A 20,312-nucleotide genomic window follows, 5' to 3' on the forward strand; every position below is an offset into this window, starting at 1 on the left:
AGCTTGACTTAGACAAAGTCCATCGTAGGATCGAGTACGACAAACGCCGAGGACAGGACAGGCGCGAATGACGCAGGAGGCGCACGTGACGCAGGGACCGCTCACCACGGAGGCCGGGGCTCCGGTCGCCGACAACCAGAACAGCGAGACGGCCGGTGTCGGCGGTCCGGTCCTGGTCCAGGACCAGCTCCTGCTGGAGAAGCTCGCCCACTTCAACCGCGAGCGCATCCCGGAGCGCGTGGTGCACGCCCGCGGCGCCGGCGCCTACGGCACCTTCACCGTGACGGCGGACGTCACGCGCTACACGCGTGCGAAGTTCCTCTCCGAGGTCGGCAAGCAGACCGAAACGTTCCTGCGCTTCTCCACCGTCGCGGACAGCCTCGGCGGCGCCGACGCGCGCCGTGACCCGCGCGGCTGGGCGCTGAAGTTCTACACCGAAGAGGGCAACTACGACCTCGTCGGCAACAACACCCCGGTCTTCTTCATCCGGGACGCCATCAAGTTCCCCGACTTCATCCACACCCAGAAGCGCGACCCGTACACGGGCTCCCAGGAGGCGGACAACGTCTGGGACTTCTGGGGCCTGTCGCCCGAGTCCACCCACCAGGTGACCTGGCTGTTCGGCGACCGCGGCATACCGGCGTCCTACCGCCACATGAACGGCTACGGCTCGCACACGTTCCAGTGGAACAACGAGGCCGGCGAGGTCTTCTGGGTCAAGTACCACTTCAAGACCGACCAGGGCATCAAGAACCTCACCCAGGCCGAGGCCAACCGGCTGGCCGGCGAGGACCCGGACTCCCACCAGCGCGACCTGCGCGAGTCCATCGAGCGCGGCGACTTCCCGACCTGGACCGTGCAGGTCCAGATCATGCCCGCGGCCGAGGCGGCGCACTACCGCTTCAACCCGTTCGACCTCACCAAGGTGTGGCCGCACGAGGACTACCCGCCGATCGAGATCGGCAAGCTGGAGCTCAACCGCAACCCGGAGAACGTCTTCGCCGAGGTCGAGCAGTCCATCTTCTCCCCGGCGCACTTCGTCCCCGGCATCGGTCCGTCCCCGGACAAGATGCTCCAGGGCCGCCTCTTCGCGTACGGCGACGCCCACCGCTACCGCGTCGGCATCAACGCCGACCACCTCCCGGTGAACCGCCCGCACGCCACCGAGGCGCGCACCAACTCCCGTGACGGCTCCCTGTACGACGGCCGCCACAAGGGCTCCAAGAACTACGAGCCCAACAGCTTCGGCGGCCCCGCCCAGACCGGCCGCCCGCTGTGGGAGCCCACCCCCGTCACCGGCGGCACCGGCAACCACGCCACCCCCTCGCACTCCGAGGACGACGACTTCGTCCAGGCGGGCGACCTCTACCGGCTCTTCTCGGAGGACGAGAAGTCCCGTCTGATCGAGAACCTGTCGGGCTTCATCGCCAAGGTCTCCCGCGACGAGATCGTCGAGCGCGCCGTCGACAACTTCCGCCGCGCGGACGCCGACTTCGGCAAGCGGCTCGAAGCCGCGGTCCAGGCCCTCCGCGGCTGACGCGGGCCGCCCGCCGTGGCGGGACAGCGGGCCGGAAACCCCTCGTGGGGTTCCGGCCCGCTGCCGTTCCCGTACCGGGGCCGGCTACGCGGGCACGGCCCGGCGGGCCGGTACCCAGCAGCGGATGACGTCGCGGACGGAGACGATGCCGACCGGGCCGCCCTCCTCCAGCACGATCAGGTGCCGGAAACCGCCGTGGACCATGGCCTCCGCGGCCTCCTGCACGGTCGCGTCGGGGGTGCAGAAGACGACGTTGTTCGTGGTGTGGGCGCCCACGGACTCCCGGTCGGGGTCGTGGCCGGCGCCGATCGAGTTCAGGATGTCGCGCTCGGTCAGGATGCCGATGCCGCTGTGGTCGGGGTCGAGGACGACGGCCGCGCCGACGCGCCGGCCGGACATCAGGCAGGCCGCCTGACGGAGGGAGTGCGCGGGTCCGAGGGTGAGGATCACGGTGCTCATGGCGTCGCGGACGAGCATGGGGAGAGCCACCTCCTGGGGTGAGCCCCCGCCTGGGTGGGGTGCGGCGCGCGAAGGTCCTCCACTTAGAGAAGACGTTCACAAGCGCACAAGCGGGGGGATGCTCAGATTCCCACGGACACGGAAAGTCATCAAGAGGGCACGCTCGGCGCGCGAGGGCGCCGGGCGTGCCCCCGGTCTGCGGCCTCGGTCCCGCGGTGGCGTCAGGCCCCGCGGTTCAGGTACCCGAGCATCTCGTCGTGCAGCAGGCCGTTCGAGGCCACCGCGTTGCCGCCGTCCACCCCGTCCACCCCGTCCAGGCTGGTGAACCGGCCGCCCGCCTCCTGGACCACGACCGCGACGGCGGCCATGTCCCACAGGTTCAGCTCCGGCTCGGCGCACAGGTCGAGCGAGCCCTCCGCGACCATCATGTACGGCCAGAAATCGCCGTACGCCCGCGTACGCCAGCACGCGCGCGTCAGGTCCAGGAAGCCCGCGAGCCGGCCCTGCTCCTCCCAGCCGCCCAGCGAGGAGTACGCGAACGAGGCGTCGCCCAGGGAGGCCACCTTCGACACCGACACCGGCCCGGCCGGCTCACCCAGCGCGCCGCCCGCGAAGGCGCCGCCGCCCTCCGAGGCCCACCAGCGGCGGCCCAGCGCCGGGGCCGACACCACGCCGACGACCGGGCGGAACACCCCGTCCGCGCCCTCCTCCATCAGGGAGATCAGCGTCGCCCAGACCGGGACCCCGCGCACGTAGTTCTTCGTGCCGTCGATCGGGTCCACGACCCACCGGCGCGGCCCGCCGCCCTTCAGCCCGTACTCCTCGCCGAGGATCGCGTCGTCGGGGCGCGCGGCCTCGATCCCGGCCCGGACGACCTCCTCGGCGGCCCGGTCGGCCTCGGTCACCGGCGTCATGTCCGGCTTCGTCTCGACCTGGAGGTCGAGGGCGCGGAAGCGCTGCATCGTGGTGGCGTCCGCCGCGTCGGCGAGTTCGAGGGCGAGGCGCAGGTCATCGGCATATGTGGACATGACCGAACAGTACCGAGAGTCGCCGGGCCCGGTGGGCGCAGTCCACAGTGCGGCCGGGATGCGCCCTTGACGGGATCTGGCGGTCCGTCAACCCTGGTGGGGATGCGCGGCGGGCGAACCCAGCGGGGAGGTGGCGATGCCGACGGCCCGTGAGTCCCTGCTGCAGGCGGCCGAGGCCGCACTGGCCGCACGGCCCTGGCCGGCCGTGCGGATGGTCGAGGTCGCGGCCGCCGCCGGGGTGTCGCGACAGACCCTCTACAACGAGTTCGGCGGCAAGGCGGGCCTGGGCCGGGCCCTGGTACGCCGCGCCGCCGAGTGGTACCTCGACGGGGTGGAGCGGGCGCTGGCCGCTCCCGCCGCGCGCGGTTCCGCCGAGCGGCTCGCCGCCGTCGCCGAGTGGACCGTACGGGCGGCCCGCGCCCGGGTCCTCGTACGGGCCCTGCTGACGGGCTCCTGGGGGCCGGGCCTGCCCTCGCCGCCCCCGGCCGGGGGACGGCAGGCGCTCGGGCCGGGGGAGCTGACCCGTGCGGCCCGCGACCGGGCCGCCGCCGCGCTGCCGCAGGAGCCGGCCCGCCGCTGCGAGCTCGCGGTACGGCTCGCGCTGTCCTACGTGGTCGCGCCGGGGGAGCCGGGCCAGGAGCCGGCGGCGGTGGAACTGCTGCGGCTGCTCAGTGTGCCGAACCGGAGAGCTGGAGGCCGATGACCCCGAGGATCACCAGGGTGATCGAGACGAGTTTGAGGGTGGAGACCAGGTCGCCCAGGAAGACCATGCCGTAGATCGCCGTCCCGGCCGCCCCGATGCCCGTCCACACCGCGTACGCCGGACCCACGTCCAGCTTCTTCAGCGCCAGGGTCAGCAGCCCGAAGCTGCCGAGGGCGAAGCACGCGAAGGCGATCGTCGGCCACAGCCGGGTGAACCCGTGGGAGAGCTTGAGGCAGACCGCGAAGCCCGTCTCCAGGATCCCGGCGACCACGACCAGCAGCCACGCCATGGCGTACGCCTCCCCGCGTCAGGTGACTCGGCGCCACTTGGTGCGATTATGCATTTACCAGACGCGGCCGGCGGCAAACCCCGCCGGACGGTCAGCCCGGCGCCGGACGGCACGGCGCCGGACCGCGGTCAGTCGCCCTCGCGGCGCTCGCGGGTCCGCAGCAGCCGCCGCAGCGAGTACAGCCGCGCGGGGTCCGCGTGGCCCTCCTCCACCCACCGGTCCAGCGCGCAGTCCTGCTCGTCGTGGCTGCACGCGCGCGGGCACTCCTCCGTGCCCGGCACCAGATCCGGGAAGGCCAGGACCACCCGGGACGGGTCCACGTGGTGCAGCCCGAAGGAGCGCACGCCCGGGGTGTCGATGACCCAGCCGTCCCCGGAGGGCAGCGGCAGCGCGAGCGCCGAGGTGGTGGTGTGCCGGCCGCGGCCGGTCACGGCGTTGACGTGGCCGGTGGCCCGCTGGCGGCCCTCGGCGACGAGCGAGTTCACCAGGGTCGTCTTGCCGACCCCGGAGTGGCCGACGAACGCGGTGATCCGGCCCTCCAGGCGCTCGCGCACCCGCTCGGCCGCGTCGCCCGTCTCCAGCTCCTCGCGGTTGGTGACCACGTAGTCCAGGCCGAAGGTCGAGTACACCTCCAGGATCTTGTCCGCGGAGGTCAGGTCGGACTTGGTCAGGACCAGCAGGGGCTCCAGCCCCGCGTCGTACGCCGCCACCAGACAGCGGTCGATCATCCGGGGCCGCGGCTCCGGGTCGGCCAGCGCCGTGACGATGGCCAGCTGGTCGGCGTTGGCGACGACCACCCGCTCGTACGGGTCGTCGTCGTCCGCGGTGCGCCGCAGCACGGACTTGCGCTCCTGGATCCGCACGATCCGCGCCAGGGTGTCCTTCTTGCCGGACAGGTCGCCGACGAGCGACACGTGGTCGCCGACCACCGCCGCCTTGCGGCCCAGCTCGCGCGCCTTCATGGCGGTGATCTTGCGGTCCTCGACCAGGCAGGTCAGCCTGCCGCGGTCCACGGTGAGGACGAAGCCGTCCGCGGCGTCCTCGTGCTTGGGCCGGATGTTCGTCCGCGCCCGGTTGCCCTTGGGGTTCGGGCGCTGGCGGATGTCGTCCTCGTCGGTGTGCTTGCCGTACCTGCGCATGACCGGGCCCCTACGCTCCCGCTCCCGTCGTGCCTCGCGGAGCTCGACCGAGCATGCCGGCCCACATCCCGGGGAAGTCCGGCAGGGTCTTCGCGGTCGTCGCCACGTTCTCGATCTCCACACCCGGCACCGCCAGGCCGATCACCGCGCCGGCCGTGGCCATGCGGTGGTCGTCGTAGGTGTGGAACACGCCGCCGTGCAGCTTGCGCGGGCGGATGCGCAGGCCGTCCTCGGTCTCGGTGACGTCACCGCCGAGACCGTTGATCTCCGCGGTCAGCGCCGCCAGCCGGTCCGTCTCGTGCAGCCGCAGGTGCGCGACGCCCCGCAGGACCGACTCCGAGTCCGCGAGCGCGGCGACGGCCGCGATGCCCGGGGTCAGCTCGCCGACCTCGCCCAGGTCCACGTCGATGCCGTGGATCTTGCCGGTGCCGGTGAACACCAGGCCCGCCTCGGTCAGCTCGCAGGAGCCGCCCATCGCGGTGAAGATCTCGCGCAGCGCGTCACCGGGCTGCGTGGTGCGCAGCGGCCAGTCCGGGATGGTGACCGTGCCGCCGGTGATCAGCGCCGCGGCCATGAAGGGCTGGGCGTTGGACAGGTCCGGTTCGACGACCAGGTCCCGGCCGAGGAGCGCGCCCGGCGTCACCCGCCACACGTCCTTCTCGCCGCCGGCCTCGGGGGTGTCGACCTGGGCGCCCGCCGCGCGCAGCATGTCCACGGTCATCCGGATGTGCGGCATCGACGGCAGCCTGCCGCCCACGTGCCGGACCTCGACGCCCTGGTTGAAGCGCGGCGCGGACAGCAGCAGCGCCGAGACGAACTGGGAGGAGTTGGAGGCGTCGATCTCGACCGTTCCGCCCTCCAGGGCCCCGCCGCCCTGGACGGTCATGGGCAGCGCGCCCCGGCCGTCGTCGTCGATCCGGGCACCGAGCGCGCGCAGCGCGGTGATGACCTGGCCGAGGGGGCGCTCGTAGGAGCGCGGGTCGCCGTCGAAGCGGATGTCGCCGTCGGCCAGGGTGGCCACGGGCGGCAGGAAGCGCATGACCGTGCCCGCGTTGCCGACGTCGACGGTGGCGGGGCCGTGCAGGGCCGCCGGGATGATCCGCCAGGCCTCGCCGCTGTCGCCGTCGGCGGAGCTGGAGGAGACGGTCTCCTCGATGCCGACGCCGAGCGCCCGCAGGGCGTCCGACATCAGCTGGGAGTCGCGCGAGCGCAGCGGGCGGCGCACCCAGCCCGGCTCGGCGGCGAGGGCGGCGAGCACGAGGGCGCGGTTGGTGACCGATTTGGACCCCGGCACGGTGACGGTGGCGTGGACGGCCGCCTCCGCGAACGGAGCGGGCCAGAGGTCGTGGAGCGCGGGGGTCTCGGTCATGGCCCTTACTTTAGTGGCTTCCCACGGCCCCGGATCTGGACGGCGGCCCCGTCTCAGAGGGCGAGCAGCCAGCGTCCTCCGCCGATGAGGCAGCACAGGGTGACCGTGTGGAACAGGAGCAGCCAGGCGATGGGATGCACGTGCGTGAGCCGGCCCAGCTGGTCCGCGTCGGACTCCGGCGCCGCCCCGCCGCGGCGCTGCGCCTGGAGCTCGAACACCGGCCGCACCGAGCCCAGCAGCAGGAACCACACCACCGCGTACGCGAAGGCCGCCTGCACCGCCTCCGGCGCCTTCCAGGACACCAGCAGGAAGGTCCCGCCGGTGAGCACCACCGTCAGCAGCCCGTACGCGTTCCGGACCATCACCAGCATCACCAGCAGCAGGGCGGTCGCCGCCCACAGCAGCAGGGTGATCCGGTGCGCCGCCAGCAGGGCCGCCCCGCCCAGGCCCAGCAGCGCGGGCGCCGTGTAGCCGGCGGCGAGCATCAGGACCATGCCGATCCCGGTCGGCTTGCCCCAGCTGAGGGTGACCCCGCTGGTGTCGGAGTGCAGCCGGATCCCGGTGAGCCGGCGCCCGGTCAGCAGGGCGAGCAGCCCGTGGCCGCCCTCGTGCGCGATGGTGATCGCGTTGCGGGCCACCAGCCACACCGGGCGGGGCGCCACGACCGCGAGCGCGGCCAGTCCCGTCGCCACCACCAGCCAGAAGGCGGGCTCGGCCTGTATTCCGGTGAGCCGGTCCCAGAGGCCGGCCGTCGTGCTGCTGTCCATGGAGTGGCGGACTCCTTGCGGTCGGGTGTCGGGTCCATGGCAGTGTGTCAGCCATGTGCGGAAGGTTTGCGGCGAGTCGGACGCCCCAGGAGCTGGCGGGGATATTCGGGATCGAGAGGTGGGAGCCGGGCGAGACCCTGGCCCCCGACTGGAACGTGGCGCCGACCAAGGAGGTCCACGTCGTCCTCGACCGCCCCCTGAAAGACGCGCGGGACCCCCGTCCGGTTCGCCAGCTGCGGGTCCTGAAGTGGGGCCTGGTCCCCTCCTGGGCGCAGAACCCCGAGGGCGCGGCCCGGATGATCAACGCCCGGTCGGAGACCCTGCACGAGAAGCCGTCCTTCCGCCGCCCCTTCGCACAGCGGCGCTGCATCGTCCCCGCCGACGGGTACTACGAATGGGTCACCGCGCACGAGGAGCGGGAGCTGGAGGTCGAGGGGAAGCGCAAGCGGGCCCGCAAGCAGCCCTACTTCGTGCTCCCCGCCGACGGCTCCGTCTTCGCGATGGCCGGGATCTACGAGTTCTGGCGCGACGGGACCCTGCCCGCCGACCACCCCCGCGCCTGGTGGGCCACCTGCTCGGTGATCACCGCCGAGGCGGAGACCACCCCGCTCGGGGTGGCGCCCGCCGAGGGGCCGCGCTCGCTCTCCGAGATCCACCCCCGGATGCCGCTGATGCTGACCCCGGACCGCTGGGACGCCTGGCTGGACCCCGCCCGGACCGACGAGGACGGGCTGCGGGACCTGCTGGCGCCCCCGCCGGGCGGGCTGATGCGGGCCTACCCGGTCGCCACGGCCGTGAGCAGCGTCCGCAACAACGGCCCGGAGCTGCTCAGGGAGCTGGAGGGCCCCGAGGAGGCGACCCTCTTCTAGGCCGTGTCTTTCGGATCAGGCCGGGCCGGCGGCGCCTGGCACCGCGCCTCGCCGCGTTCTCGTCGGTCGACGACGCTCCGCGTCGCCTCCCTCCTCGGCCTTGCGATGCACGGCACCAGCCGCCGCCGGCTGATCCGGCCTGATCCGAAAGACACGGCCTAGCCCCCCCCGGGGGTGCCCTTGCCGGACTCGGGCGGGGCGGCCCGGCAGGATGGGCCCATGAGCACCCGTACCGAGAGCGTGGACGCCCCCGTCGGCGAGGCCCGGATCACCTGGCACACCGCCCGCGCCGCGAAGCTGGTGCTGGCGCTGGGCCACGGCGCCGGCGGCGGCATCGAGGCCCGCGACCTCCAGGCGCTGGCCGCGGCACTGCCCGCCCGGGGCGTCACCGTCGCCCTGGTCGAGCAGCCCTGGCGGGTCGCCGGGAAGAAGGTCGCCGCCGCGCCCAAGGTGCTGGACGAGGGCTGGCGGGCCGTGTGGCCCGCGCTGGAGCGGCCCGGCCTGCCCGTGGTGGCCGGCGGGCGCAGCGCCGGGGCCCGGGTGGCCTGCCGGACCGCGGCCGAGCTGGGCGCGGCCGGGGTGCTCGCGCTGTCGTTCCCGCTGCACCCGCCGGGCAGGCCGGAGAAGTCCCGCGCCGAGGAGCTGCTGGGCGCGGGGCGGCCCGCCCTGGTGGTGCAGGGCGGCCGGGACCCGTTCGGGCGGCCGGAGGAGTTCCCGGCGGGGGAGTACGAGCTGGTGGAGGTCCCCTCCGGGGACCACGGCTTCGCCGTGCCGAAGAAGGCGGCCCTGACGCAGGAAGAGGCCCTGGCGGTCATCACGGACGCCGCGGCCCCCTGGCTCGCCCGCCTCACGGGCTGACCGGCACCCCGGCCGGACCCGCGACGGGCGCCCGGGCAGAGCAGCCCCGGACGGGGCCGGGGGCCGGACCTGACAGATTCCGGCGTGACCCCGCTCACCCGGTCCCGCCCGGCCGCGGAATCCGGCGAAAACCCTTGGCGCGCCGGGGAATGCGCTGCCCCGGCCGCCTGTTGTGGGGAATGTCGGAACGCAGGGGAAAGACGTCGGAGGAGAGGGAGCGCATGACCCAGGTCATCAGCCAGAACCGCCCGCAGGCCGCTGACCTGGAATGGACGGTGCTGCCCGCCCCCAAGCGCGAGTCGCTTCGGGCGGCGGAGGGCCGGGAAGGTCGACTATTCTCCGATTCGAGCGGATCCGCTTTCGGAGCCGCCACGCTGTCGGAGGAGGTGGGTCCTGTCGCTGGGACCGACGAAGGCCAGGCACAGGAGACGACCGCGGAGCGCAACGCGCGTTTCGAGCGGGACGCCCTCGGCTACCTCGACCAGATGTACTCCGCCGCGCTGCGCATGACGCGTAACCCGGCCGATGCCGAGGACCTGGTCCAGGAGACCTACGCGAAGGCGTACGCGTCCTTCCACCAGTTCCGCGAGGGCACCAACCTCAAGGCGTGGCTCTACCGCATTCTGACCAACACGTTCATCAACTCCTACCGCAAGAAGCAGCGCGAGCCGCAGCGCAGCGCGGCCGAGGAGATCGAGGACTGGCAGCTGGCGCGCGCCGAGTCGCACATGTCGACCGGTCTGCGTTCCGCCGAATCGCAGGCGCTCGACCACCTGCCCGATTCGGACGTGAAGGAAGCGCTCCAGGCCATTCCGGAGGAGTTCCGCATCGCGGTCTATCTTGCCGACGTAGAGGGCTTTGCGTACAAGGAGATCGCGGACATCATGGGTACACCCATCGGTACGGTCATGTCGCGGCTGCACCGTGGGCGCCGTCAACTCCGCGGAATGCTGGAGGACTATGCCCGCGAGCGCGGGCTGGTCCCCGCCGGCGCGGGAGAGTCGAACGACCTGAAAGGCTCGGGCTCATGAGCTGCGGAGAGCCGCACGAGACGGAGTGCGCCGAGGTCCTGGATCATCTGTACGAGTTCCTGGACCACGAGATGCCCGACAGTGACTGCACGAAGTTCGAGACGCACTTCGGCGAATGCAATCCCTGTCTGGAGAAGTACGGCCTGGAACAGGCCGTGAAGAAGCTGGTCAAGCGCTGCTGCGGATCGGACGACGTACCGAGCGATCTCCGCTCGAAGGTCATGGGACGGATCGAACTCATCCGTTCGGGCCAGGCCGTGCCCGAAGGTGACATCACCGCCGGGCCCGCGACCGGCTGAACCACCGCCCCCGGAAAGCCACTTCGTTCACTCGAAGGTGCTAATCCGGGGGCGCCCGTACGGCGCAATGCGAAAATGTGCCCCGCTCCGTTCGGGGGCCGACCTATTCTCCCCTCGCGGTACCGCTCACTTCCGGTACCCGGTTTTCCCGGCCCCTGGGGGAGGAGAGCGCCATGCGGGTACTTCCGCCGATGGCGCGCGCCTGCGTCCTCGCCGCCGTCCTCGCGGCCGCGGCCTGCGCGGCCCCGGCCCTCCTCGCGGGCTCCGCGACGCCCTGGCCCGCCGTCACCCTGCTGGCCCTCCTCTACCTGGGCTGCGAGTCGGCACGGAACCTCCCCGTCCTGGGCCGTCGGGTCCCCGAGGGCATCGGCTCCTTCTTCCCGGTGGTGATGGCCGCCGTCTTCCTGCTGCCGCCGTCGGCCGCCGCGCTCGTGGCCGTGCCGGGCGGACTCGCGCAGCGCGTCGTGCGGCGGCCCGCCGGGGTCCGCCGGATCTGGCACGCCGCCCAGCAGGCGACCGCCGCGTGGGCGGCCGGGCGGGCCTACGGACTCCTCGGCGGCCGCGAGGCCCTCACCGGCCGGGGCGGCGCCCCCGCGGCACCGCCCGGCGCCGGCCCCGTCGACTGGGTGGCCGACTTCCCGTACGTGATGCTCCCCGCCGCCGTCGCGGCCGGCGTCTTCTGCCTGGTGCTCACCGCCCTCGACGGTGCCGTCCTCGCCGCCGCCGAGGGCCGGCCCGCCGCCACCGCCTGGCGCGGACTCGCCACCGGTTCCCTCGCCCCGCACTGCGTGCACGGGCTCGCCGGCCTGATGATGGCCGTCATGTGGCGCAGCCCCTACGGGGTCCCGGCCGCGCTGCTCGTCCTGCTGCCGGTGTACATCTCCTGCTGGGTCTTCGCCCAGTACCACCGCGAGCGCGCCGCGCACCGGGCCACGATCCGCGCCCTCGTCCAGGCCGTCGACATCAAGGACCGCTACACGCGCGGACACAGCGAACGGGTGGGCCAGGCCTCCGCCATGATCGCCCGCGAGCTGGGCATGCGCGACGACCGCCTCGAAGTGGTCCGGATCGCCGGGATCCTGCACGACGTCGGCAAGCTCGGCGTGCCGACCCGGCTGCTGCGCAAGGACGGCCCGCTCACCCCGGAGGAGCGCCGGACCATCGAACTGCACCCCGAGTACGGGCACGAGATGGTGCGCGGCATCGGCTTCCTCGGGGAGGCCCGGTCCGCGATCCTGCACCATCACGAGCGGGTCGACGGCTCCGGCTACCCGTACGGGCTCAGCGGCGAGCAGATCCCGGTCCTGGCCCGGGTGGTGGCGGTGGCCGACTCCTTCGACGCCATGACCTCCACGCGCTCCTACAGCCGGGCCCGGCCGGTGGCCACCGCCCTCGCGGAGCTGGAGCGCTGCGCGGGGGCGCAGTTCGACCCGGCGATGGTGCGGGCCCTGGTCGCCGCCATCGGCCGGCACGGCTGGCACCCCGTGGTCACCTCGGACGAGGACCTCCAGGTCATCCCGGCCACCCCGGCCGCGCCGGCTGCCCCGGCTGCCCCGGCGGCCCCGGCTGCCCCGGCCGCCCCGGGCCCGCCGCGGCAGGAGGCCGCGGCGGGCCCCGAGGACGCGGTCGGGGACGGCGCCGGCACCGGCCCCGGGGACGGAGCCGCCGGGGCGCGGGCCGCCCGTCCCGCCGGGCGTGATCCGGCCGGGCGGGCCGGCGGTGGCCGGTGAGGGCCCTCGCCGGCTGGGCCGTCCGCGCCGCCGCGGGGGTGCTCACCGCCGCCGCGCTGGGCCACACCCTGTGGACCGGCGTCGTCGAGCCCGGCACCGCCCTCGCCTTCGGCACCCTGGTCGCCCTCGGCGAACTCGCCCGCCGCGACCACCGCCCGGCCCGCGCCGGCGGGGGCGCCGGGGCCGCCGGGTACGGCCGGCCCGCACCGCTCGGCTCCGCCGGGGCCCTCGCGTACGCCCTGCTCGGCCACAACGCCGGGCACCCCACCCACCACGGGGTGCTCCAGACCGTCGCCGTCGTCGTCGCGGCCGCGCTCGCCGGCACCGTCCCGCACATCGCCCGCGGCCACGGCCCGGCCCTGGACCACGTGGCCCGCCGGGTCCTCACGGTGGCCTTCGCCGCCGCCTGCTTCCAGCCCCTGTACAACTCCGGGCGGCTCGGCGAACGGCTCGGGCAGGGCCCGTACCTCGTCCTGTTCCTGCTGCTCCTGCTCGGCCTCACCGCCCTGTGCGACGCCGCCCTCGCCGCCGCCACCGCCGTGGCCCGCACGGGCTGGCCGTACGCGCCCCTGCTCCGCGACGAGCTGCGCGCCCTGCCCGGCGCCGGCTCGGCGATCTGCGCCACCGGCGTCGTGATGGCCCTCGGGGTGGCGGTGGCCGGCCTGTGGGCCCTTCCGGTGTTCTGCGTGCCGCTGCTGCTGACCCAGATGTCCTTCCACCGGATCACCGCCGTCCGCACCACCTACCGCCAGACCATCACCTCCCTCGCCCGGGCCACCGAGATCGCCGGGTACACCGCCCCCGGGCACGCCCGCCGGGTCGCCGCCCTCAGCTGCGCCGTCGGCCGCGAGCTGGGCCTGTCGGAGCGGGAGCTCACGGTCCTGGAGTACGCCGCGCTGATGCACGACATCGGCCAGCTCTCGCTCGTCGACCCCGTCCCCGCCGGGGCCACCGCCGGGCTGCCCGCCGCCGAGGCCCGCCGGATCGCGGAGCTGGGCGGCGAGGTGGCCCGCCAGACCGGGGTGCCGGCGGAGGTCGCGGTGATCGTGGAACGCCAGGCGGACCCGTACCGCGAGCAGCCCGTCGCCGCCCGGATCGTGCGCGCGGCCAACGCGTACGACGACCTGGCGGGCGGCGGCCGTCACCCGGGCGGCTCACTGGCCGCCCTCGAACAGCTGCGCCTGGGTACCGGGCGCGACTACCAGCCGGAGGTCGTGGAGTCCCTGGCGAGGGTTCTGGCCAGGGGCGGACGCGGCAGAGTCGTACCCGTTCCGCCGGGGTAACCCATGGGTAATGAGCGGCCGTCCGAGCGGGCATGGTTGGATGCAGTAGGAGTGTCCGTGAGGGTGTGCGCAGAGCTGCACCCGGCCCCCAGCCACCGCTGGGGGTGCCCCCAACCAGGCGGGAATCGTGAGGATCTTCGGGAAGGTACGGCATCGGCCCTCCGCCTCGTGGCGGCAGGCCACCGACCGCGCGTTCACCCTGATCGGCGACGGCCGGTACGAGGACGCCGGCGCGCTGCTGACCAGGGCTGCCGACCTGGAGCCCTGGCTGTCCGAGTCCTGGTTCAACCTGGCACTCCTGCACAAGTTCCGGCACGACTGGGAGCAGGCCAGGGCCGCCGGACTGCGCGCCGTGGCCCTGCTCGACCGGGAGACCGGCGCCCCGGACTGGTGGAACGTGGGCATCGCCGCGACCGCGCTGCAGGACTGGCCGCTGGCCCGCCGGGCCTGGCAGGCGTACGGGCTGAAGGTGCCCGGCGACCCGCACAGCACGGCCGGCACGGGCGAGCCGGTGGGCATGGAACTGGGCAGCGCGGCCGTACGGCTGTCGCCCGAGGGCGAGGCCGAGGTCGTGTGGGGCCGCAGGCTCGATCCGGCCCGGATGGAGGTCCTGTCCATCCCGCTGCCCTCCTCGGGACGGCGCTGGGGCGAGGTCGTCCTGCACGACGGGGTGCCGCACGGCGAGCGGATCACCGCGGCCGGCCCCTCGTACCCGGTCTTCGACGAGATCGAGCTGTGGGCGCCCTCGCCGGTGCCGACCTGGGTGGTGCTGCTGGAGGCGGCCACCGAGGCCGACCGCGACGCCCTGGAGCAGCTGGCCTCGGACGCCGGCTTCGCCGCCGAGGACTGGTCGTCCTCGGTGCGGCTGCTGTGCCGGACCTGTTCGGAGAGCGCGATGCCCAGCGGCGAGGACAACGGCGACCACCTGGACCCGCACGACCACAGCGAACCGGGCCACCCCGGCCCGCTGGGCCACCGCACGGCCGGATCCGGCTCCCTGTGGGTGCCCGAACGCGAGTGCGGCATCGCGGCCCCGGCCGGCCTGGTGCGCGGACTGCTGGACAGCTGGGTCGCCGACGGCCCCGACAGCCGCGAGTGGCGGGATCTGGAGGAAGTCTGCTGACCCCGGGCCGTAGGCTGTACGGGCACACCACGGACTTGAGGGAAGGCGTACGGCGGACATGGCGCAGCAGGAGAACCAGGTGACCCCGATCGACGACGAGGGCTACGTCGTGGACACCGAGGACTGTGAGGCGCGCGAGCTGGCCTACCGCGAGCGCGGCACCTCCCGCCCGATCACGGTGGTCGGCAACCCGGTGCTGCACCGCGAGTGCAAGGACGTCACCGAGTTCGGCGACGAGCTGGCCCGGCTGATCGACGACATGTTCGCCAGCCAGAAGACCGCCGAGGGCGTGGGCCTGGCCGCCAACCAGATCGGCGTGGACGCCAAGGTCTTCGTCTACGACTGCCCGGACGACGACGGCGTGCGCCACACCGGCGTCGTGGTCAACCCCAGGCTCGTGGAGCTGCCCGCCGCGAACCGCGTGCTGGACGACTCGAACGAGGGCTGCCTGTCGGTCCCGACCGCGTACGCCTCGCTGGCCCGCCCGGACTACGCCGAGGTCACCGGCCAGGACGCCCAGGGCAACCCGATCAAGGTCCGCGGCACCGGCTACTTCGCCCGCTGCCTCCAGCACGAGACGGACCACCTGTACGGCTACCTGTACATCGACCGCCTTTCGAAGCGCGACCGCAAGGACGCGCTGCGCCAGATGGCGGAGAACACCCCGCGCTACGAGGTCGTCCCGAACGACTGATCCCGGCCGCGCGCCGCACGCGTACGAAGGCCCCGCTCCGGTTCCGGAGCGGGGCCTTCGTCTGTGGGGGGAGCGGCCGGCGCGCGAGGTGCGGGGCGCGGTCGGGCGCACCCGGATGACATCACCGTCGCCGGGGCCCGGCCAGACCCGCCCGCCCCGAATGTCAAGTCACGGTCGATTACCGGCCGTTGGGTCGGGGCGGGCCACCCTGCCGGGTCTAGAAGTCCTCGTCCAGGTCGACCGTGCCCTCCACGGCGACCTGGTAGGCCGACGGGCGGCGCTCGAAGAAGTTCGTCAGCTCCTGGACGCCCTGCAGCTCCATGAAGGAGAACGGGTTCTGCGAGCCGTACACCGGCGGGAAGCCGAGGCGCACCAGGCGCTGGTCGGCGACGCACTCCAGGTACTCGCGCATCGAGTCGGTGTTCATGCCCGGCAGGCCGTCACCGCACAGGTCGCGGCCGAACTGGAGCTCCGCCTCGACGGCCTCCTTCAGCATGTCGGTGACCTGCTGCTGGAGCGCGTCGTCGAAGAGCTCCGGCTCCTCCTTGCGGACCGTGTCGATGACCTCGAAGGCGAAGCTCATGTGGGCGCTTTCGTCCCGGAACACCCAGTTGGTGCCGGTCGCCAGGCCGTGCAGCAGGCCGCGCGAGCGGAACCAGTACACGTACGCGAAGGCGCCGTAGAAGAACAGGCCCTCGATGCACGCGGCGAAGCAGATCAGGTTCAGCAGGAAGCGGCGCCGGTCGGAGGCCGTCTCCAGCTGGTCGATCTTCTCGACCGAGTCCATCCACTTGAAGCAGAACTGCGCCTTCTCGCGGATCGACGGGATGTTCTCGACCGCGTCGAAGGCCGCCGCGCGGTCGTCCGGGTCGGGCAGGTAGGTGTCCAGCAGCGTCAGGTAGAACTGGACGTGCACGGCCTCCTCGAACAGCTGGCGCGACAGGTACAGGCGCGCCTCCGGGGAGTTGATGTGCTTGTACAGCGTCAGGACCAGGTTGTTCGCCACGATCGAGTCGCCCGTCGCGAAGAACGCGACCAGGCGGCCGATCATGTGCTGCTCGGCCGGCGTCAGCTTCGCCAGGTCGGCGACGTCGGAGTGGAGGTCGACCTCCTCCACCGTCCAGGTGTTCTTGATCGCGTCCCGGTAGCGCTCGTAGAAGTCCGGGTAGCGCATCGGGCGGAGCGTGAGCTCGAAGCCCGGGTCGAGGAGGTTCTTCTTGTCGGTGGAGCTCATTACTGGCAGGCCTCGCAGGACTCGGGGTTCTCAAGGGAGCAGGCCAGCGCCTCGGCGTCGAGGGCCTGGGGCAGCTGGGTGGGGGTGGCGGCGGCCGGGACGGCGGCGGCGCCGGAGGCCGCGCGGGCGATCTTCGTCGCCGGGCGCGAGCGCAGGTAGTAGGTGGTCTTCAGGCCCTGCTTCCAGGCGTACGCGTACATCGAGCTGAGCTTGCCGATGGTGGGCGTCTCCAGGAACAGGTTCAGCGACTGGCTCTGGTCCAGGTACGGCGTACGGGCCGCCGCCATGTCGATCAGGCCGCGCTGCGGGATCTCCCACGCCGTGCGGTACAGCTCGCGGATCTCGGCCGGGATCCAGCCGAGGCCCTGGACGGAGCCCGAGGAGTCGCGCAGCGCCTCGCGGGTCTGCGCGTCCCACACGCCGAGCTTCTTGAGGTCCTCCACCAGGTAGCCGTTGACCTGGAGGAACTCGCCGCTGAGGGTCTCACGCTTGAAGAGGTTGGAGACCTGCGGCTCGATGCACTCGTACACGCCCGCGATCGAGGCGATCGTCGCCGTCGGGGCGATGGCCAGCAGCAGGGAGTTGCGCATGCCGGTCTTCGCGACGCGGGCGCGCAGGGCCTCCCAGCGCTCGGGCCAGTGGCGCTCGGTCTCGTAGTGGTCCGGGTGCAGGACGCCCTGGGCGGTGCGGGTCTCGGCCCAGGCCGGGAGCGGGCCGGAGCGCTCGGCGAGGTCGCAGGAGGCCTCGTACGCGGCCAGCATGATCCGCTCGGCGATCTTCGTGGACAGGGCCTTCGCCGCGGCCGAGTCGAAGGGCAGGCGCAGCTTGAAGAAGACGTCCTGGAGACCCATCGCGCCCAGGCCCACCGGACGCCACTTGGCGTTGGAACGGCCGGCCTGCTCGGTCGGGTAGAAGTTGATGTCCACCACGCGGTCGAGGAAGGTCACGGCGGTGCGGACGGTCTCGTCCAGGCGCGCCCAGTCCATCTCGCCGTCGGCGACGAACGCGCCGAGGTTGACCGATCCGAGGTTGCAGACGGCGGTCTCGCCGTCGTTGGTGACCTCGATGATCTCGGTGCAGAGGTTGGAGGAGTGGACGACGGTGCCGGGCAGCGCGGTCTGGTTCGCGGTCCGGTTGGAGGCGTCCTTGAAGGTCATCCAGCCCTGGCCGGTCTGCGCGAGGGTGCGCATCATGCGGCCGTACAGGTCGCGGGCCGGCATGGTCTTCTTGGCGAGGCCGGCCGCCTCCGCCTTGACGTAGGCGGCGTCGAACTCGTCGCCGTACAGGTCCACCAGCTCGGGGACGTCGGCCGGGGAGAACAGCGACCAGTCGGCGTCGGCGTTCACGCGGCGCATGAACTCGTCCGGGATCCAGTGGGCGAGGTTGAGGTTGTGCGTACGGCGCTGGTCCTCGCCGGTGTTGTCGCGGAGCTCCAGGAACTCCTCGATGTCCGCGTGCCAGGTCTCCAGGTAGACGGCGGCGGCGCCCTTGCGGCGGCCGCCCTGGTTCACGGCGGCGACGGAGGCGTCGAGGGTCTTCAGGAACGGCACGATGCCGTTGGAGTGGCCGTTGGTGCCGCGGATCAGCGAACCGCGGGCGCGGATGCGGGAGTACGAGAGGCCGATGCCGCCGGCGTGCTTGGACAGGCGCGCCACCTGGTGGTAGCGGTCGTAGATCGAGTCCAGCTCGTCCAGCGGGGAGTCCAGCAGGTAGCAGGAGGACATCTGCGGGTGGCGGGTGCCGGAGTTGAAGAGCGTGGGGGAGGACGGCAGGTAGTCGAGCCGGCTCATCAGGGTGTAGAGCGAGGCGACTTCCTCGACGGCCTGGACCGACTCGTCCTCGGCGAGGCCGCAGGCCACGCGCAGCATGAAGTACTGCGGGGTCTCGATCACCTGGCGGGTGATCGGGTGGCGCAGCAGGTAGCGGCTGTGCAGGGTGCGCAGGCCGAAGAAGCCGAAGCGGTCGTCCGCGCCCTCGGCGAGCGCGTGCTCGACCAGCGCGTCCAGGCGGGCGGCGTGGGCGGCGACGAACTCGGCGGTGCGGTCGGCGATCAGGCCCTCGCGGTGGCCGACGGCGACGGACTCGGCGAAGGAGGTCGCGCCCTGGCCGGCGGCCTCGTCGGCCACGGCCAGCGTCAGCAGGCGGGCGGCGAGCCGGGAGTAGGCGGGGTCCTCGGAGATCAGGCCCGCAGCGGCCTCGGTGGCCAGTCCGCGCAGCTCGGCCTCGTCGGCGGAGGCGCTGCGGCCGCGCAGGGCGGCGGCGGCGACCCGGCCGGGGTCGGTGTCGGGGAGGTCGGCGGTCAGCTCGGTGAGAGTACGCAGCAGCGCGGCCCCCGGGCCTTCGGTGGTGTCGCCAGAAACGGACTCGGCGCGCGGTGCGGAAGGCGCGATGGTCACGGCGGGAGCTCTCCCTCGCTCGGCCCGGCCGTCGGCGGAGCGGGGCGCGGAGGCGCATGCGGGCGCGACGGGATCGCGTACTCACCACATGGCGTCCACCGGCCCAACCGCGAGGCCCGGACGTGTCGGCACCCGGTTCGGTCGACCCGGGCGCACTGTCGGCAGGTCCTCGGACTTTTCATACCGTTGCGGGACAGTTCCGGATTCGCACCGGATTCCCCTGCGGCGACAGCGAGGATGAGCATACATGTGGGGGGCCGCCCGTGCGCGACCCACCACATGTTGTGTCGGCGCGGCTACAGCTCCAGACGGTAGGTCAGCAGTTTCAGGGCCGGGAGGGGCGACCAGTCGAGTTCCGGAGTGCGGACGAAGCCCAGCCGCTCGTAGATCCGCTGGGCGCCCAGCATGGCGGGCTGGGTGGACAGCAGCAGGGCCGCCACCCCCAGGGCGCGGGCCCGTTCGGCACAGGCCCGCACGAGGGCCTCCCCGACGCCCTTGCCGCGCGCCTCGGGGGCCACCGCCAGCATCCGGAATTCCGCCTCGGCCGGTCCGGCCACGTCGGCGAGCCGGCTGCCGGGTGCGGCGAACGTCACTCCGCCGAGCACCCGGCCGTCCTCCACGGCGACGAGCACCTCCCCGTCCCCGGCCCGCCCGGCGACGTCGCGCAGGACGTTCAGGTAGGTGTCGTCGTCGTTCAGGTCCAGCAGCCCGTCCCCGCTGTAGGCGGCTCCGGTGATCTCCCCGAGCCGCCCGTACTCGTCGGCCCGCGCCGTTCTGATCTCGAAGTCCATGCCGCCGAGTGTGCCGGACGGGTGTCGGTGGTCGGCGCTATCGTCGGAGACAGCACCGTCCTTGGAAGGCGAGCGAGGCATGACCGTGATGACCGACCACCGTCCCCACATGCTGACCGAGAACTTCGAGGAGATCGCCCGCATAGGCGCCAGAGTGGAGGAAGGGCTGCGGCTGGAATTCATCGACGGGACGCTGAGGAGTAGGGCCGTGCCGGACAGTGACCACGCGCTCATCATTGAGTGGCTGACGCGGGTCTGTATGCAGCACCGGCCCGAACTTTGGCTCTACGGTGAGCTGGGGCTGAAAGTCCAGCAATATCGCCAAGGCCGCGCGAGGCCGGACGGCGTCCTGGCGCCCAGCGGCTCCATCGGCGGGCAGGGCGACTGGGTCGAGCCGGAGCCTGTGCTCATGGCCGTGGAAGTGACCTCGTACGACTCGGACACCGACCGTCGGGACCGCCACGAGAAGCCTCGCGCCTACGCGCAAACGGGGATCCCCGTTTATCTGCTGATCGACCGCGACAAGTGCCTGGTGAGCGTCCACAGTGAGCCTGACGGGCAGCGGTACGAGCGCGTGCTGACCGTCCCCTTCGGCAAGGAGATCGAGCTCCCCGACCCCGTCGGCATCGCTCTCCCGACTGAGCCCCTCAAGGACTGGGTGCGCTGACCCCGGCCAAGCCGAAGGGCCCCGCCGTCTCGATGTGAGGTGGCGG

The 20,312-nt window shown here is 72.9% G+C and carries 20 protein-coding genes and 1 riboswitch; of the genes, 11 read left to right on the forward strand and 9 right to left on the reverse strand.

The window, feature by feature from the left end; genetic code table 11:
* Positions 1 to 67 precede the first annotated feature (67 nt).
* Positions 68 to 1,537: a catalase gene (locus tag D1J60_RS23605; RefSeq protein WP_125822447.1), complete on the forward strand. Its 1,470-nt coding sequence runs from the start codon at positions 68 to 70 to the stop codon at positions 1,535 to 1,537.
* A gap of 84 nt (positions 1,538 to 1,621) precedes the next feature.
* Here the strand turns inward: D1J60_RS23605 and D1J60_RS23610 are convergent, their stop codons facing one another.
* Together D1J60_RS23610 and hisN are read right to left on the reverse strand one after the other, a co-directional pair.
* A complete protein-coding gene (locus D1J60_RS23610) occupies positions 1,622 to 2,014 on the reverse strand; it encodes a CBS domain-containing protein (RefSeq protein WP_125594294.1) in 393 nt (130 codons plus the stop codon).
* A 203-nt stretch (positions 2,015 to 2,217) separates the two neighbouring features.
* Positions 2,218 to 3,024, reverse strand: a complete 807-nt coding sequence (hisN, locus tag D1J60_RS23615; RefSeq protein WP_125594293.1) for a histidinol-phosphatase — start codon at positions 3,022 to 3,024, stop codon at positions 2,218 to 2,220.
* Between the two features lie 136 nt (positions 3,025 to 3,160).
* Between hisN and D1J60_RS23620 the strand changes: the two genes are divergently transcribed.
* Complete coding sequence (locus D1J60_RS23620; protein WP_125594292.1) at positions 3,161 to 3,727, forward strand: TetR/AcrR family transcriptional regulator; 567 nt, start codon at positions 3,161 to 3,163, stop codon at positions 3,725 to 3,727.
* Here D1J60_RS23620 and D1J60_RS23625 read toward each other — a convergent pair.
* The 4 genes from D1J60_RS23625 to D1J60_RS23640 form a co-directional block, all read right to left on the reverse strand.
* Positions 3,693 to 4,016 carry a multidrug efflux SMR transporter gene (locus tag D1J60_RS23625; RefSeq protein ID WP_007266432.1) on the reverse strand — a complete coding sequence of 108 codons (324 nt, stop codon included), beginning with the start codon at positions 4,014 to 4,016 and terminating at the stop codon, positions 3,693 to 3,695. The genes D1J60_RS23620 and D1J60_RS23625 overlap by 35 nt on opposite strands.
* Positions 4,017 to 4,144: 128 nt before the next feature.
* Positions 4,145 to 5,155: a ribosome small subunit-dependent GTPase A gene (gene rsgA / locus D1J60_RS23630; RefSeq protein WP_125594291.1), complete on the reverse strand. Its 1,011-nt coding sequence runs from the start codon at positions 5,153 to 5,155 to the stop codon at positions 4,145 to 4,147.
* A gap of 10 nt (positions 5,156 to 5,165) precedes the next feature.
* Complete coding sequence (aroA, locus tag D1J60_RS23635) at positions 5,166 to 6,524, reverse strand: 3-phosphoshikimate 1-carboxyvinyltransferase (protein WP_125594290.1); 1,359 nt, start codon at positions 6,522 to 6,524, stop codon at positions 5,166 to 5,168.
* Positions 6,525 to 6,577: 53 nt separating this feature from the next.
* Positions 6,578 to 7,291: a M50 family metallopeptidase gene (locus D1J60_RS23640; RefSeq protein WP_125822448.1), complete on the reverse strand. Its 714-nt coding sequence runs from the start codon at positions 7,289 to 7,291 to the stop codon at positions 6,578 to 6,580.
* A gap of 53 nt (positions 7,292 to 7,344) precedes the next feature.
* Here D1J60_RS23640 and D1J60_RS23645 point away from each other — a divergent pair, with 53 nt between their 5' ends.
* From D1J60_RS23645 to def, 8 genes are all read left to right on the forward strand, one after another.
* Positions 7,345 to 8,160, forward strand: coding sequence for an SOS response-associated peptidase (locus D1J60_RS23645; protein WP_125822449.1), 816 nt, complete (start codon positions 7,345 to 7,347; stop codon positions 8,158 to 8,160).
* Positions 8,161 to 8,379: 219 nt separating this feature from the next.
* Complete coding sequence (locus D1J60_RS23650) at positions 8,380 to 9,018, forward strand: alpha/beta family hydrolase (RefSeq protein ID WP_125822450.1); 639 nt, start codon at positions 8,380 to 8,382, stop codon at positions 9,016 to 9,018.
* Between the two features lie 386 nt (positions 9,019 to 9,404).
* Entirely contained in the window at positions 9,405 to 10,049 is a 645-nt protein-coding gene (locus tag D1J60_RS23655) for a sigma-70 family RNA polymerase sigma factor (protein ID WP_007266438.1), read from the forward strand.
* On the forward strand, positions 10,046 to 10,348 hold the full coding sequence (gene rsrA, locus D1J60_RS23660) for a mycothiol system anti-sigma-R factor (protein WP_007266439.1): 303 nt from the start codon (positions 10,046 to 10,048) through the stop codon (positions 10,346 to 10,348). Before D1J60_RS23655 ends, rsrA begins: the two co-directional genes overlap by 4 nt.
* 173 nt (positions 10,349 to 10,521) lie before the next feature.
* Complete coding sequence (locus tag D1J60_RS23665; protein WP_164720955.1) at positions 10,522 to 12,078, forward strand: HD-GYP domain-containing protein; 1,557 nt, start codon at positions 10,522 to 10,524, stop codon at positions 12,076 to 12,078.
* Positions 12,075 to 13,361, forward strand: coding sequence for an HD domain-containing protein (locus tag D1J60_RS23670; protein ID WP_125822451.1), 1,287 nt, complete (start codon positions 12,075 to 12,077; stop codon positions 13,359 to 13,361). Before D1J60_RS23665 ends, D1J60_RS23670 begins: the two co-directional genes overlap by 4 nt.
* Before the next feature lie 127 nt (positions 13,362 to 13,488).
* Positions 13,489 to 14,484, forward strand: a complete 996-nt coding sequence (locus tag D1J60_RS23675; RefSeq protein ID WP_125594283.1) for a hypothetical protein — start codon at positions 13,489 to 13,491, stop codon at positions 14,482 to 14,484.
* Between the two features lie 58 nt (positions 14,485 to 14,542).
* Complete coding sequence (def, locus tag D1J60_RS23680) at positions 14,543 to 15,178, forward strand: peptide deformylase (RefSeq protein ID WP_125822452.1); 636 nt, start codon at positions 14,543 to 14,545, stop codon at positions 15,176 to 15,178.
* 217 nt (positions 15,179 to 15,395) lie between these two features.
* On the opposite strand, the gene D1J60_RS23685 is transcribed toward def, so the two are convergent.
* From D1J60_RS23685 to D1J60_RS23695, 3 genes are all read right to left on the reverse strand, one after another.
* Positions 15,396 to 16,412, reverse strand: coding sequence for a ribonucleotide-diphosphate reductase subunit beta (locus D1J60_RS23685; RefSeq protein WP_125822453.1), 1,017 nt, complete (start codon positions 16,410 to 16,412; stop codon positions 15,396 to 15,398).
* Positions 16,412 to 18,808 (reverse strand): ribonucleoside-diphosphate reductase subunit alpha, encoded by a 2,397-nt coding sequence (locus tag D1J60_RS23690; RefSeq protein WP_125822454.1) that lies wholly within the window; start codon positions 18,806 to 18,808, stop codon positions 16,412 to 16,414. Before D1J60_RS23690 ends, D1J60_RS23685 begins: the two co-directional genes overlap by 1 nt.
* A gap of 164 nt (positions 18,809 to 18,972) precedes the next feature.
* Positions 18,973 to 19,028, reverse strand: a riboswitch (cobalamin riboswitch).
* Between the two features lie 76 nt (positions 19,029 to 19,104).
* The gene (locus tag D1J60_RS23695) at positions 19,105 to 19,599 is read right to left on the reverse strand and encodes a GNAT family N-acetyltransferase (protein ID WP_125822455.1); all 495 of its coding nucleotides are present in this window, start codon (positions 19,597 to 19,599) and stop codon (positions 19,105 to 19,107) included.
* Between the two features lie 79 nt (positions 19,600 to 19,678).
* Here D1J60_RS23695 and D1J60_RS23700 point away from each other — a divergent pair, with 79 nt between their 5' ends.
* Positions 19,679 to 20,266: a Uma2 family endonuclease gene (locus D1J60_RS23700; RefSeq protein WP_125822456.1), complete on the forward strand. Its 588-nt coding sequence runs from the start codon at positions 19,679 to 19,681 to the stop codon at positions 20,264 to 20,266.
* Positions 20,267 to 20,312: the final 46 nt, after the last annotated feature.

The organism is Streptomyces sp. W1SF4 (assembly GCF_003950035.1).
GTDB lineage: Bacteria > Actinomycetota > Actinomycetes > Streptomycetales > Streptomycetaceae > Streptomyces > Streptomyces racemochromogenes.